Below are 13959 nucleotides of genomic sequence, written 5' to 3'. Positions count from 1 at the left end.
ATCGTTGTTCGGTGTATGCACGGTTGTCTGTCGAAATCGCTGGCCGAGGTCGGTGGAGCGGTTTCGGACAACCGCTCACACTGCTCGGCGAGCCCGCGATTGTGTTCGCTGCTCGCTACTGGGGATCAGCTCACGAACTACTCGGTGCGCTGTTCTGGTAGAGCGTGACGTCGGCGTCGAACGTGAGCGTATCTCCCTGCGCTGCGTTGTTGTTCGACACGTCCTCCATGCGAACCTCGATGACGAGGTCGTCCGCTTCCATCGGATCGACGTCCTCGTTGATGTACTCCTCCCCTGCGACGCTGGAGTAGTCCACCCAGTTGTTGGAACCACTGCTACCGAAGAAGTGACGATTGCTGTTCGACTGGACGACGTACGCTCTGACTTCGAGCTGGTCGTCGAGCTCGCCTCCACCGCCCGTGTTGGTTTCGGCTTCGTTGTTGGTCCCCTCCGAGCTGTCGACAGTATCTAGCATGAGACCCAGGACGGTCCCACCGATGTTACCCTCGTTCTTCAGCCTGAACGACCTGCTTTCCCCATCTCCACCCGGAGCAAGCGGCCCAACGTCGAGCCGCTTCGAGGGATTGCCGTCCTTTCCGTCGATCGTGAGATTGAGAGTACCAGCTTCGGCCTTGACCCGTGCGGTCTCCTCGTCGCTGTACTGTGCCCACGCGCCCGCGCCCACCGCGCCGGCCGCGCCGATCGTTGCCATACTGCCGAGCACCCGTCGCCGGGTGAGTGTCGGTTTGTCGTTTTCGTCTGCCATTGGTCTGGTTCTCCGTTGTCCGCTGTCGGTCCCGTCGTGGGGACCGCGGTCGTCCGTTCGCCGCACGCCCCGCGAGCACCGACATCGGTGCAGGCTGGACGCGCTACTACCACCCCATGAGAGCCACCCACTTGCTCATACACCGCCTGAAAGCGCTCAACGACGGCCTGAGACGATTCAAGCGCGGCCTGAAAGGGGTTCAAAGACGGCCTGAACACCCGTGAGGGAGTGATGATCGGGTCGTCCCGTCGATCGGCCACCCGCCGATCGGCGTCGGCGCTCGCCTGGTCACGATGGGATCGCGCCCGAACGCCATCAGGACGGTCTCGACGAGCGGTCGACGACGCCGCGTTCTCGGTCCCACCCGCCAGGCCGGCAGTCGAACACGGCGACCTCAGACGACGCTGCCGACGAGATAGCCGAGTAGTCCCGACGCGACGAGGATCGAGAGCGCGTACGCGAACACGACGAGTGCGTTCCGGCGAGGTGCATCGGGGCGTGTTCCTGGCAGCACGTCCGTGATCGTTCGTCTCGGAGTCATGAAAGAAGCGACGAGGGTTCGTGGATCGTACGGGGATCGCATCAAAGCGTGCGTCGGCCGAAGCCGACGACCGCTCGGTGGGGTTCCGGAGCGTTCAGGGGGCGACTCGAAGGGCACGCGTCCGACGAACACGACGAGTCGTTCACGGCTCCCGGAGGTCGGCCGGCGGTCCATCCGCACCGAGACGCATCCGTCGATCGTGGTAGGTGTGTGCGAGCGCGGACACCGTGAAGACCAGCGCGACGAGGACGCCCCACGCAAGGGCCGGTACGAGCGTGAGCGGATAGATCTCGACCGAGACGACGCCGAAGAGTGCGAGACTCAGCCCCGACAGCCCGAGGTAGTACTGGCTCCACGGCACGTCGCTCTCCTCCACGACGTCGAGATACACGTCGAGGTCGGTCGCTTCGCCCGCGAGTTCGACGCTCCCCCGGCGATCGTCGTACTCCACGATCCCGTTGCGATCGAGCTTCGGCAGGTGAAACTGCTGGAGCGACGTGTAGACCCGCCGCCGCTCGTCGCTCGTCACCCTCTCGGCCGACTTGCCGTTCTCCCACGCCGCGACCTGGGTGGATAGTTCGCGGAGCTCGGTCCCGTCGCCGTTTCGCTGCTTGAGGAAGTGCAGCGCGTGCCGCCGGCGCTGGTTGCTCAGGATGTCGAACACCTCATCGCGCGACAGCGCCGACGGCTTCTCACCCCCGTTCGACGGTACCGCTGGACCGGTTTCGGTCCCGTTTGCCGGCCCTCGTTCCAAGGACATGGTAGCGACACTCGTGCGTACCGTCTTTGCCTCACCGACTGCACGACGTACCGCGTGGTGAACGATCCAATAAATGCGTTGATACTAAATACGAAAATCGGGTGACTGCAAACAAGCGACTCCGGCAGGAAGTGGGGGGTGAGTCCGGATCTCGATCGATGGGCGTCGGCCCGCGGCTCGTTCCGGCACACGATACCAACTGTCCCGGAACACGTCACTTCGTCCGTCGGACGGATCGGCGAGCGACAGTACACGCGTTTCGATCACGAGCGGGTGCTACCACACACTAAACCGCTAGTCCGGAGTTATTTGTACCGTCGGTCAGAACCTGCTGCAAACGGGGAAAAGCGAATGGCGACCGAGGATCCGCTTCTCGATACGATCGAGGTGCTCCTGCGACGCGGTGCAGTCGTCGAACGGCTGTCGGCACAGCCGACGCCGAAACGGGAGCTCGTCGATGGGCTGGACGTCTCGCGTTCGACGGTCGATCGGGCGCTCCGTGAGATCGAATCCGTGGGCCTGGCCGAGTGTCGTGACGACGGCGTGACCCTCACGCTGTGTGGTCGCCTGGCGGTCGCGGAGTTCGAACGGTTCGGCACCCGTCTCGCGGACCGCTGTGGCGTCGGTGACGCCGCGGAGTCCGTGATCGATGATCTGATCGCCACCGCCACACGGCGGCGCGAACTGCTCGGTCTGCTGGATCCGCCGCTCGACAAGCGCGACCTCGTCGACGAGCTCGGCCGGTCGCGGTCGACGGTCGACCGCACGATGCGGGAGCTGGAGGTCCTGGGCGTGGTCGAGTACGTCTCCGAGGGGTTCGTCCCGACCGAGATCGGCCACGCGCTCGTCCGGGAGTACGAGGCGTTCGTCGAGCGTCTCGATGGAATCCTCGCCGCGTCGGGCTTGCTGTCGGTGCTCGACCCGGACGTCGAACTCGATGCCGCGCTGCTGGCCGGTGCGGAGATCGTCACCCAGAAATCGGTCGCTCCCCACATTCCGGGGACGCAGTTGGCGGAGCTGATACGCGAGGCCGACCGGCTGACCTGCGTGACCCACGCGCACAGCCATCCACAGGCCATGGAGACCGTCTACTCGTTGGCCAACGATGGGGTGGAGATGACCTTCGTCTTCCCGGCTCCACTACTCGAACACGTGCGGTCGTTGCATCCGGATCGGTTCCAACGGATGTTTGGATTGCCGAACTACGAGACGCACGTGGTCGGCGAGACTCCCTACGGGTTGTTCGTCGTGGAGACGCCGAACGAAACCCGCGTCTGTCTCCTGATCTACAACGGCGACAACGAGATGAAAGGGATGATATCGAACTCGTCGAGCGAGGCCGTCGATTGGGGGGAACGGATCTACCGGACCTACGAGGACCGGGCCGAGCCGGTAACGGCCTGATCCGTACTGGCGGCATGGTGTGCGGGTCGCACCTACCCGCGGACGCTTTTTCAGTCGTCGGCTGGCGCGGGATCGCCGCTGGCGCTGGCGTCGCCCTCGATGCTCGGCGGGTACTTCCCCCGGTCGAGTTTGAGGTCCGAGAGCGGCCGAGCCATGCAGGTCAGCGCGTAGCGTTCGGCCTCCGTCTCCGAAAGCCCGCGCGCCGCCGGCTGGGTCACCTCTCCCTCGACGATTTCGGCGGAGCACGCGAGACACATCCCGACTCGGCAGGAGTACTCCTGGGCGATCCCCTCCTCGATGCACCGGCTCAGGATGGTCTCCTTTTCGGAGACGGTGATCGACTCGCCGGTGCCCACGAACTCCACAGTATGATCGGTCATACCCGGTGTGCGTCGGGCCCCACCAAAACCCTTTACCTCTCTCTTTGACCGTTCCGGTCCACGACCGAGAGCGGATACTGGGCCGAGTGGACCGTCGAAGCGTTGGAGAAGAGTTTTCCACCAGCCCCGCAATCACCCACCAATGACGACCTACGAGCCGGACGTCGCCATCGTCGGCGCTGGCACCGGCGGCTGTTACGCCGCGGCGACGATCGCGCGGGCGGGCTACGACGTCACGATCGTTGAGCGCAAATCTGCGGACGAAGCGGGCCACATCGCCTGCGGCGACGCGCTCAAGGGAGCCGACGCCTTCCCCGAGGCGATCCCGAAATCCGCCATCGAACCCGCCTTCACGAACACCGACGTCGATCACGGTCGGTTCGAGATCCCCCAGGAGAACGCCGTGCTCGACATCCCCGTACCAGGGGAACTCGCCGTCATCGACCGCCTGGAGTACGGGAAACTCATCATCGACGGGGCCGAGCGAGCGGGTGCGGACGTCCACTACGACACGGTGGTGCAGGACGTGATTCAGGACGACGGCCGGGTGACGGGCCTGCGCGCCACCCGTCAGGGTGATCCAATCGAGTACCGCGGCGACGTGGTGATCGACGCCGCCGGCGCGCTCTCGATCCTCCAGGACAAGGCCGATCTCGGCGACGCGACCTTCGACACCAACGTCAGCTACTCACAGTTCTCCTCTGCCTACCGCGAGGTTCTCGAAGTCGACGAACCCGTGGAGTGGGACGACGCGCTCGTCCTCAAACCCACCGAGCGCGCCGCGGGCTACCTCTGGTACTTCCCGCGGACGAGTACGCAGATCAACGTCGGCCTCGGGTTCCAGATGGGCGAGGAGCCGATGCAGCTCGTCGAGTCGCTGAAGCGCGACCTCCGGAATCGCCCGGAGTTCGAGAACGCAACCGTGGTCGACAAACTCGGAGCCGCCCTCCCGACCCGTCGGCCGTACGATTCGGGCGTTGCGCCGGGATTCATGGCGATCGGCGACGCCGCGGGCCACGTCAACCCCACCACTGGCGGCGGGATCGCGGGCGCGGCCTACGCCGGGAAGTACGCGGGCGAGGCAGCGATCGAGGCGATCGAGACCGGCGACACGAGCGAGGCCGGCCTCTGGGAGTACAATCAGCGCGTGATGGACCACTTCGGCGGGCGCTACGCCGCGCTCGACGTCTACAACATCCTCGTGGGCGCGACCGGGCTTGACGACCTGATGGGGCTCCTCGCGACGCTCCCTGCCGAGAAGCTCTCCGACGCGCTCTACTCGGGCAGCGCGAACGTCGGCCTTGGCCTCAAACTCCGGACCGCGATCAAGAGCTTTGACCACTGGGGCACGCTCTACGACCTCTACGAGACGAAGGGCCAGGCCGACCGCCTGCTCGATCACTACGAGGACTACCCCGATCATCCCAAGGAGTTCGACACGTGGCAGGCCCAGCGCGACGGCCTGATGGATGTCGTCTACGCCACCACCGGCGCGGACGCGAAGTACTGAGCGATCCGCTTCGAGCCGACTGACGGCACGGTTCGGGCGATGGCCTCCGTAGTCAGAAATCCGCCATCGAGAGCCACTGGACCGCGGCGAGCACGAACCACAGCATCCAGATCGTGAAGACGACGAGCCACGCGCCGTACCGGACGACTGGGTCCGAGACGAGCGTGTACGCCCCCACGAGCACCGTTCCGACGGCCGCGAGCGCGGCGAGGTTTCGCCGGTTGGGACCGAGAATGCGGACCGTCCTCGATTCCCCGTCCATCGGAATCACACTACTGCTGCGCTATTCGAGCTGTTCGGCCGCGTCGCGCTCCAGCAGCGGGGTCGCGTTCACTTCGGGAAGCGTGACGACGTCCTCGCTCGCGAGGTGGTAGGTGCGCTCGTCGACGCCCATGATCTCGCCGACGTCGCGCGTGATCCGGACGGTGGTTCGGTCGGTGTCGTCGTCGGTCGTCCGCTGGGCGGTTTCGCTGCCCGTATCGTTGGCCCCGGCCGGCGCGCGACCGGGTTCGGTCGGCGGCTCGTCGGTCGGTGATTGATCGTTCGTCGATTCGTCCACGGCCGTGTCGGCCGTGCCGCCGCCCATCGCGTCGGCCGCGGTGACGCCACCCTCGGCCTCGCCCGGTGCTGTTCGTCCAGTTGTTCCGTCGTCAGCCTCGACGCCGGCATCCGGTTCGGCGGTGCCGGCAGGCTCGACAGCAGCGCCGGTTTCGGCGGGGTTCGAGTCGTCGCTACCGGCTCCGGCAGCACCAACCCCGTCGGTCGGAGCCGGGCCCGTCGCCCCGTCCGGTGGGGTCGGCGAGTCGGTCTCGGCTTCATCGTCGGAAGCAGCCTCGTCACCGGCGAGCACGTCGTCGAGGACGTGCGCGCGGTTCGACTCGATCGCGTCGACGAGCGTCTCGAAGAGGTCGCGTTCCTCGCTCGTGAGTCCGTCCTCGTCGGCTGGCATCCCGGCGGCGTCGAGGCTGGCGAGCTTGACGAGCTTCCCCACTCGACGCTCGTAGATCGCCTCGACGGTATTCTCGGCGGTCTCGATGTCGTCGGTCAGCCGGCGGACCTCGGGCGCGGAGAAGGGGTCGTCGGCCGCGGCGGCCGCGCGCTCGCGCTCGGTGCGGAGTTCCTCGACGAACGCGCCCACCTCGGCGTAGAACTCCTCGCGGAGATGCTGGAGGCTGTCCTTCTGACGCTCCTTGCTCCGCGCGGACTGGAGATCTCCGAGGTTCATTCTTCGCCCTTCTCGGCGTGGCCGCGTGTCATCAGGAACACGCCGAGGTATTCACGGACCTCACGTGTGCCCGCCGGGAGTGTAAAGCTATCGCCGTCGAGTTCCACAGTCGTTTCCTCGTCGAGCTCGATCGTGATCTCCTGCCCGCGAAACGTCTCGGGGATCGTCTCGCCGAGTGGATCAAACGCTTCGACGTGATCGCGGGCGATCGGTACGACGCGGAGGCCACTTCCCCCATGGAGGCTGCCGGGGAGTCGGATCAACCGGTTCGTGTCGGTCGTCACGGGCTCGTCGATCGGGGCGTTGTCGGCCGCCACCACTTCGGGGAGCAGCCGTTCTGCGAGGCCGTAGAAGGCCGGATGGACGTCGATGTTTCCTGCTTCGATCGACTCGTAGTTGGTGCGTGCGGCACGCAGCGCGGCTTCTGCCTTTCCCTCGCCGATCCCGTCGAACTCGCGGAGTCGGGCGATCGCCGCCTCGTCGTCCAGTTCCAGCACGTCGTCGACGAACCCGAGGAGGTGGCGATGGGCGCGCGCGCTCCACCCACCTTCAGTCCGGAGCGTGCGCTTTTGGGCCGGACTCGTCCGTCCGGCGGTCCCGCCGACCGCTTCCGTGGCGATGAGACCGTCGAGATCGAGCCCGGTCCCGCGGACGTAGTCCACGATCTCGCGTCGGGCGTCGCGCTCCAGATCCTGAATCCCGTCGTCGCGAACGTGGACGTGGTATCCCCGACCACCGGAGAAGACGATGTCGAGGTCCCGAAAGTCGAAATCGTCTTCGAGGAAGTCGAGCAATCGGAGCAGGGCGTCCTTGCATTTGTCAAGCATCGTGGCGTAGCTGTCCTCGCCGAGTTCGACCGACGGAAGATGGTCGGCGTCGAGATCGAAGACGAGATCCGAACCCTGCCAACCCTTTTCTTCCATGCTCCCCGCGTCGGGATCGTCGTACCGGCCTGCGGAGAAATAGACGTGACGTGGACGCTCGCGCGCGAGAAAATCGCTGAGATCACCGAGGTCAAGGGTCGACTTGTGCCGGACCATCGTGGTACCCGGGCTCGAAGTCCACGGGATGTATCCCCACTCGCGCGCGTCGGCGTCGGGCGGGGGCGTCGGCTCCGTCCGGCGGTAATGGTCCCGAAACCGCCCTCGGAGGTACGCACGCGTGCGCTCTTCCATCCGGCCTCCCGTTCGGGAAACGTCGGCAAAACGTTGCCGCCTCGGTCCCGACGGCCGGCACGACCCGCGATCCACGGTTCAGTCGGTTGGCGGCCCGTTGACGAGTTCGTGGATGCCGACGACCAGCGCCGGGACGACGATCATGAAGATGTGCTCCTCGATCGGAATCCCCAGCAACTCGACGCCGGTGCGTAGCGGGATCTCGAACACCCCGACTTCGAGCGTGTACCAGTCCCAGAAGTATGCAAGGGGGTAGAGCGCGACGATGGTCCGTGCGGCGCGGCCGAGTGCGTCGGTCACGAAAAGCAGCGCGAGCGCGAGCGTGCCGAAGACGACCTCGGTCACGAGATACGTATAGGGACCGAACACGCCGATGTCCGGCAGCAGATCCGGTAGCATTCGGTTTCGTAGGTCGTCGAGAAGCAAATGCGTGGTGGGGCGTTCCGGCAAAGTGTTGATTACCCCCGGCAGCGAAGGATGTCGGGTGAGTACGATGGATATTGCCGACATCGCGACCCCGGACCACGCCGAGGTCACGAGCGACGAGCGTCTCGGGAAAGTGCGCGCGATCTTCGAAGAGCAGAACCCGCGCGGGATCATCGTCGTCAACGACGGCGAGTACGCCGGCGTGATCACCCAGCGCGCGCTGATGCAGTCTCACGTCGAGGACTCGACGAAAGTGAGCGCGCTCGCCGATACGGCCCCGACCATCGATCGTACGGCGGACGTTCGGGACGTCGCGCGGATGCTCGTCGAGGGCAACACCAAGGTCGCACCGGTGTTCGAAAACGACGAACTCTGGGGGATCGTCACCGCCGACGCAATCTTGGAGGCGGTGCTCGAACACCTCGACGCGCTCGTGGTCGAGCAGATCCACACCGACGACGTCATCACCGTCACCGAGGACACGCAGGTCGGCCGGGCGATCAACCTCCTCCGCGAGCACGGCATCTCACGGCTTCCCGTCGAGAACGAGGCGGGCTACCTCACCGGAATGGTCACGACCCACGACCTCGTCGACTTCGTGGTGCGCAGCATGGACCAGCCCACCGAGGGCGACCGGTCGGGCGACTCCGAACGGATGCTCGACATCCCGATCTACGACATGATGAATGCCCCCGTGGCGACCATCGAGGTCGAGTCGTCCGTCCGCGAGGCGGTCACCCGGATGCTCGACAACGATTACAACGGCGTCGTCGTCACCCCGACTGACGACGATCGGACGGTCGTGGGCGTGCTCACCAAGACCGACGTCCTCCGTGCGCTCAGCTACACCGAGGAGGACCACATGGACGTCCAGATCACCAACATCGACCTGCTGGACACCATCACCCGGGAGTCGATCCGCGAGTCGATCACCCAGGTCGCGGACAAGTACCAGGAGATGCAGGTCCAGCACGCCCACGTCCGCTTTCACAAACACAAAGAAAAACTCCGCGGCACGCCGCTGATCCAGACCCAGATCCGCCTCCGAACGGATCAGGGCCAGGTCGCCGGTACCGGCGAGGGCTACGGCGCTGACAGCGCCTTCCGGGTCGCGCTCGACAAACTCGAACGCAACGTGCTCGAACAGAAGGGCATCAGGAGCGACGCCGAACGTCAGGGTCAGCTCCTCCGGAAGCTCAATCAGATCTAGAGGCCCACTTTTTTACTGCGGGGGGGGGGTCGCGCTCGCTTGACCAGCGTGGGACGCTCTGCGTCCTACGAGCAGGCGGAACCGCGAAGCGGTTCCGCCGACCCCACTTGCAAAAACCTGTTCTGCCGAACGAAGTGAGGCAGAGCTCGGAAGACGCGAAGCGTCTTCCGGTGGACCAAAAACTCCCGCTCGTTCGCTCGCGGTACAATCACCAGCCTCCCCGCAACCTTCCTGCACAGCACCGCCCGAGCCCTCGCTCCCTGCGGTCGCTCGCCCTCGATCCACCGAGGTCCGCAGCCGCAACCGCTCCACATCCACCAGCCCCGCAACCGCCCCGCAACCGCCCCGCACCGCCGAAGCCCTCGGGCGCTCGTTCACTTCGTTCACTCGCGCCCTCGCCCTTCTCCCTCCAGGCCCGCACCGCATCCGCCCCGCATCCGCAACCGCCACCACCGCAGCCGCTACACCTCCTCCTCGACGGCTTCGAGCCCCGTATCCGTGATCGCGAATCGAACGGTGTCACCGGCGGCCTTCGCAGGGTGCTTTTCGAGCGTCGCACGACGGTTTCCCGCTCTGAACCGTTCGAGCCGGACGATCACGCCGGTCAGGTGCGCGAGGGTGTGACCGCCGAGCGGCCTGGCGCGGCCGGACTCGGACTCCGGATCGGAGAACACCTGGTTCGTGACGAGCACCGCGAGGTCGTGCCGGCGCGCGAGCCCGAGGAGATGAGTGAGCTGGCGACCCACTCGCCGGAGGGTCTCGCCGCTCTCCTCGGTGGTGCGTTCCAGCCGGTAGAACCCCGTCGCGCTGTCGAGCACGATCAGCGACGCGCGCTCGGCGAGCTGTTCGGCGTCCCGAACCGCCTCCTCCTGCTCCGTGAAATCGAGCGCCTCGGAGACCACGATCCGCGAGGAGAGGTCGGCGAGATCGGCGTCGCGTGCCCCCGCGATCTGCTCGAACCGCTCGGCTGAGAGCCCCTCGGTGTCGAGATAGCAGACCGTCCCGCCGCCGGCAGCGACGTCGACTGCCGCTGACAGCGCGATGTTGGTCTTGCCGGCCGCCGGCGGGCCGTACACCTGGGTGATGGCCCCACGCGCCAGGCCGCCGCCGAGGAGGTCGTCGACGGTCGCACAGCCCGTCGGGATCGGATCGCTCACACCTACGATTCGCGCCCGCCGATGAAAAAGGGACCCATCGCCCTCGTCGGCCACCCCGCGATCACGTCGGGCCGCCCGGGTGAGTGTTTAATTGGGCCGGGGGCAAAGTCAGGAGAGTGATCGTCGTCGCCACCGAGGACTTCGAGGTCTACCATGGGGTCGTGACCAACCTCCGCGAGCGCGGGGTCGAGTTCACCACCGTCGAACCGGGCGACGCGCTCCCCGAGCGGGCGCGCGTGCTCGTCACCACGACCGACGACGAGTTCGACCCCGAAGCGACCGCCGGAATCGAGCGCGTCGAGGCCGATCCGGAGGAGCCACGCCGGGCAGTCGATAGGGCGCTCGCGACGCTGCGCGACGGCGGCCGAACGATCATCGGCGTCGACCCGGGCGAACGCCCCGGAATCGCGGTGTTCTCGGGCGAGGTCGTCGTGGCGGCGTTTCACGTCCCGCTCGCCGACGCAGCAGGCGTCATCGCCGACGAGATCGCCGACGCGGCCGATCCCGTGGTCCGGATCGGCGACGGCGCGCGGCTCAAGGGAGCCGCGCTCATCGACGACCTCGACGTTCCCGTCGAACTGGTCGACGAGACCGGGACCACGCCCTACCTCGGCACCGGCGCGCGTGGGATGGGCGACGTGCTCGCCGCCGTCAACATCGCGCGGCGCTCGGGCGATCGGATCAGGGAGCGCACCGTCGAGCCCACCGTGGGCGAACTCGACGTGATCAAGGCGCGCTCGCGCGAGCAGTCAGAGGGCAACCGGGAGATCGACGAGGGGCTCGCACGTCGCGTGGCCGCCGGCGAACTGACCATCGAGGAAGCGCTCACGGAGCACCGGGACCGATGACCGACGACAGCGTGGACATCCTGCCGCTGCTCGATGAACTCCGCGTGATGGCCCAGAACGGGCTCTTCTTCGCGGACGACCCGTACGACCGCGAGCGCTACGAGCGCATGCTCGAACTCGTGAGCGAGTACTATGGTGAGACACTCGATTGTCCGCCGGCGGACGTCCACGATCGCCTGGCGCGAGACCTCGGCTACGTCACGCCGCATATCGGAGCGAAGGCCGCGATATTCGACGACGGGGGACGGATATTGCTGATGAAACGTCCCGACGACGGGCCGGTGGCCGGGACATGGGACATCCCCGGCGGCGCGGTCGAGCCGTACGAGTCGCCCGCGACGGCCGCCACCCGCGAAGCGTGTGAGGAGACCGGACTGGACGTCGAGACGGTCGACATCGTGGATGGCTATCCGATGGAACCGAACGAGCTCAACCCACACGGTCACGTCGGTCTGGTCTACCTCTGTGAGCCCGTCGGCGGGACGCTCGAACTCTCTCACGAGGGCGAAGCACTCGAATACTGGGAAGTAGAGGACGTGCCGGCGTGGACGCTGGACTTCGCCGATCCGGCCCTCGACGCACGAGAACTCTGGCGGGATCGGCAGAACGGAACGGGCTGAAATCCTCACCCCTCACGTCCTCGTATCCTGGACGACCTCTCGCACCGCCACATCGCTTTCGATGATACAGAAGCCAGCGACCGGCCGGATGGCGAGGAAATGACAGCAGAAGCTAAACTTTTTTGCGATAGAGAGGAACGCGGATACGATGCTTTCACGACGCGGCGTGCTTCGGGCCCTCGCGCTCGGCGGTATCGGCGGCGTGGCGGGCTGCTCGGCGATCACCGGCGATGACGGCTACGATCCCGGAACGCTCGTCGTCGAGAACAGCCACTCCCTCGCACACGTCATCGAGGTACGGGTCGTCGACGGACCGACCACCTCGCCGGCCGTCGAGAGCGAGCTTTCGGGGACGTTCGCCGTCGACGCCGACGAGACCAAGAGCTATCCCGAGTTCGTCACCACGGACGGCCGCTTCGAGATCGAGGCGACGCTCGGTAGCGACGACGAGACGATCGAGTTCGCGTTCAACCCCATCGACGGTATCGGCGACACCAGCAGCGGAACGTACGCGACGGTCTCCGTCGACGGGAGCGGCCAGCTCAGCTGGACCCTTTCGCCGGTCGAGTGATCGCCGCCTCCGCCAAGCGCACGACCTCCCGTACCGCCCTCCCCGTCTCCGCCGCGACCGCAGCCGCGTCGTCGTACTCCGCGCTCACGTCGTACACCTCTCCTGCGGCGTCGCTCGCGATCTTCACGTCGACCTCGTACTCGCCACCCTCGATCTCGACGGTAGCGGTCTCGAACGCGCGGTCGGCGATCCAGCGATGGCGCGCGCCGGTCTCGCGGACTCCCAACGTCCCCGTCTCGACCGCGAGCTTGCGAGCCACGCGTTCGGCGTCCTCCGGTTTGACGATCACCTTCACGAGGTGGCCCGGCCGGGACTTCTTCATCGTGGTCGGCATTACTGACACGTCGCGCGCGCCGGCATCCCGCAGACTGTCGTGGAGCCCGCCGAGCACCTCGGGCGTGGCGTCGTCGAGGGTCGTTTCGAGCACCCGGATGTCGTCCTCGATCAGTCCGCCCTCACCGTCGCCGACGAGCGCACGGAGCACGTTCGGGTGCTCGGGGAACTCGTGATCGCCCGCGCCGTAGCCCGATTCCTCGATTCGGAGCGTGGGCAGTCGCTCGACGCCGTCGGCGACGTGGGTGAGGATCGCCGCGCCCGTCGGGGTGAGGAGCTCGGTCTCGACCGGGCCACCCCGGAGCGACCACGCGGCGCGTTCGGCGATCTCGACGACTGCGGGGGTTGGAACTGGATAGGTCCCGTGGCTCATCGTGACTTCACCGCCGCCGGTCGCGAGCGGCGTGGTCACGACGCGCTCGACGTCGAGATCGTCGAGTAAGAGTGCTGCACCGACCACGTCCGCGATGGCGTCGTCCGCACCGACCTCGTGGAAGTGGGTGTCGTCGAGATCGGTGCCGTGGATCGCCGCCTCGGCCGTCCCGAGGATCTCGAAGATCGCGAGCGCGTCGGCCGCGACACCCGTTGACAGATCCATCGACTCGACGAGATCCATGACTTCGGGATAGCTCCGCGAGGGACCCGCCCCCTCCGCGTGGTTGTGGCCATGCGCATGGTCGTGACCGTGTTCGTGGTTGTGGTCGCGACCGTGACGATGGCCGTGGTGTTCGTGGCCGTCGTCCGTGTCGGCAGCGTCGGGATCGTCACGTTCGCCGTCAGCGTCGAGAAGCACGTCGACCGTCGTCGCACGAATGCCGTTTTTCGTCACCTCGTCGATCGCGTACCGAACGTCGAGCGCATCCTCGACCGACTCTAACACACCGGGATCCGCACCGGCGGCGAGCAGCGCCCCGCAGAGCATGTCGCCGCTCGCACCCATCCGCCCGTCGAAGGCAAGCGTTCGCATACCCGAACGCGGTCGTCCGGCGCGAAAAAGCGCCCGGTCGTTCGTTCCTCTCCCGGCGCTCTCGAA

Annotated in this window: 16 protein-coding genes; 6 read left to right on the top strand and 10 right to left on the bottom strand. The window is 66.5% G+C overall.

Annotated elements, in window-relative coordinates; translation table 11 throughout:
• Positions 1-130: 130 nt before the first annotated feature.
• From TX76_RS01630 to TX76_RS01625, 3 genes are all read right to left on the bottom strand, one after another.
• Positions 131-766, bottom strand: a complete 636-nt coding sequence (locus TX76_RS01630) for a TasA family protein (protein ID WP_049898616.1) — start codon at positions 764-766, stop codon at positions 131-133.
• 394 nt (positions 767-1160) lie between these two features.
• Positions 1161-1307: a hypothetical protein gene (locus TX76_RS17410; protein WP_154018971.1), complete on the bottom strand. Its 147-nt coding sequence runs from the start codon at positions 1305-1307 to the stop codon at positions 1161-1163.
• Between the two features lie 142 nt (positions 1308-1449).
• Positions 1450-2067, bottom strand: a complete 618-nt coding sequence (locus TX76_RS01625; RefSeq protein WP_049898615.1) for a DUF7344 domain-containing protein — start codon at positions 2065-2067, stop codon at positions 1450-1452.
• Positions 2068-2418: 351 nt separating this feature from the next.
• On the opposite strand from TX76_RS01625, the gene TX76_RS01620 reads away from it, so the two are divergent.
• A complete protein-coding gene (locus tag TX76_RS01620; protein ID WP_049898614.1) occupies positions 2419-3471 on the top strand; it encodes a helix-turn-helix transcriptional regulator in 1053 nt (350 codons plus the stop codon).
• A gap of 50 nt (positions 3472-3521) precedes the next feature.
• On the opposite strand, the gene TX76_RS01615 is transcribed toward TX76_RS01620, so the two are convergent.
• On the bottom strand, positions 3522-3851 hold the full coding sequence (locus tag TX76_RS01615) for a 2Fe-2S iron-sulfur cluster-binding protein (RefSeq protein WP_049898613.1): 330 nt from the start codon (positions 3849-3851) through the stop codon (positions 3522-3524).
• A 142-nt stretch (positions 3852-3993) separates the two neighbouring features.
• Between TX76_RS01615 and TX76_RS01610 the strand changes: the two genes are divergently transcribed.
• The gene (locus TX76_RS01610) at positions 3994-5361 is read left to right on the top strand and encodes a geranylgeranyl reductase family protein (RefSeq protein ID WP_049898612.1); all 1368 of its coding nucleotides are present in this window, start codon (positions 3994-3996) and stop codon (positions 5359-5361) included.
• A gap of 52 nt (positions 5362-5413) precedes the next feature.
• Here the strand turns inward: TX76_RS01610 and TX76_RS01605 are convergent, their stop codons facing one another.
• The 4 genes from TX76_RS01605 to TX76_RS01590 all read right to left on the bottom strand — a co-directional run bounded on the left by TX76_RS01605 (position 5414) and on the right by TX76_RS01590 (position 8148).
• Entirely contained in the window at positions 5414-5623 is a 210-nt protein-coding gene (locus tag TX76_RS01605; RefSeq protein ID WP_049898611.1) for a hypothetical protein, read from the bottom strand.
• 21 nt (positions 5624-5644) lie between these two features.
• A complete protein-coding gene (locus tag TX76_RS01600; RefSeq protein WP_049898610.1) occupies positions 5645-6586 on the bottom strand; it encodes a hypothetical protein in 942 nt (313 codons plus the stop codon).
• A complete protein-coding gene (gene priS, locus TX76_RS01595; protein ID WP_049898609.1) occupies positions 6583-7761 on the bottom strand; it encodes a DNA primase small subunit PriS in 1179 nt (392 codons plus the stop codon). The genes TX76_RS01600 and priS overlap by 4 nt, the downstream gene beginning before the upstream one ends.
• A gap of 78 nt (positions 7762-7839) precedes the next feature.
• On the bottom strand, positions 7840-8148 hold the full coding sequence (locus TX76_RS01590; RefSeq protein ID WP_195155985.1) for a lycopene cyclase domain-containing protein: 309 nt from the start codon (positions 8146-8148) through the stop codon (positions 7840-7842).
• A gap of 106 nt (positions 8149-8254) precedes the next feature.
• Here TX76_RS01590 and TX76_RS01585 point away from each other — a divergent pair, with 106 nt between their 5' ends.
• On the top strand, positions 8255-9397 hold the full coding sequence (locus TX76_RS01585; RefSeq protein WP_049898606.1) for a CBS domain-containing protein: 1143 nt from the start codon (positions 8255-8257) through the stop codon (positions 9395-9397).
• A gap of 461 nt (positions 9398-9858) precedes the next feature.
• Here TX76_RS01585 and radB read toward each other — a convergent pair whose 3' ends face one another.
• On the bottom strand, positions 9859-10554 hold the full coding sequence (radB, locus tag TX76_RS01580) for a DNA repair and recombination protein RadB (RefSeq protein WP_049898605.1): 696 nt from the start codon (positions 10552-10554) through the stop codon (positions 9859-9861).
• 116 nt (positions 10555-10670) lie between these two features.
• Here radB and TX76_RS01575 point away from each other — a divergent pair, with 116 nt between their 5' ends.
• From TX76_RS01575 to TX76_RS01565, 3 genes are all read left to right on the top strand, one after another.
• Positions 10671-11402 (top strand): hypothetical protein, encoded by a 732-nt coding sequence (locus TX76_RS01575; RefSeq protein WP_049898604.1) that lies wholly within the window; start codon positions 10671-10673, stop codon positions 11400-11402.
• Positions 11399-12022 (top strand): NUDIX hydrolase N-terminal domain-containing protein, encoded by a 624-nt coding sequence (locus TX76_RS01570; protein WP_228842277.1) that lies wholly within the window; start codon positions 11399-11401, stop codon positions 12020-12022. The genes TX76_RS01575 and TX76_RS01570 overlap by 4 nt, the downstream gene beginning before the upstream one ends.
• A 148-nt stretch (positions 12023-12170) precedes the next feature.
• Positions 12171-12593, top strand: a complete 423-nt coding sequence (locus TX76_RS01565; protein WP_049898603.1) for a hypothetical protein — start codon at positions 12171-12173, stop codon at positions 12591-12593.
• Here TX76_RS01565 and larC read toward each other — a convergent pair.
• Entirely contained in the window at positions 12565-13893 is a 1329-nt protein-coding gene (gene larC, locus TX76_RS01560; protein ID WP_049898602.1) for a nickel pincer cofactor biosynthesis protein LarC, read from the bottom strand. The genes TX76_RS01565 and larC overlap by 29 nt on opposite strands.
• Positions 13894-13959 lie beyond the last annotated feature (66 nt).

Source organism: Halococcus agarilyticus (genome assembly GCF_000334895.1).
Lineage (GTDB): Archaea > Halobacteriota > Halobacteria > Halobacteriales > Halococcaceae > Halococcus > Halococcus agarilyticus.
This window is presented reverse-complemented; position numbering and strand designations above follow the sequence as displayed.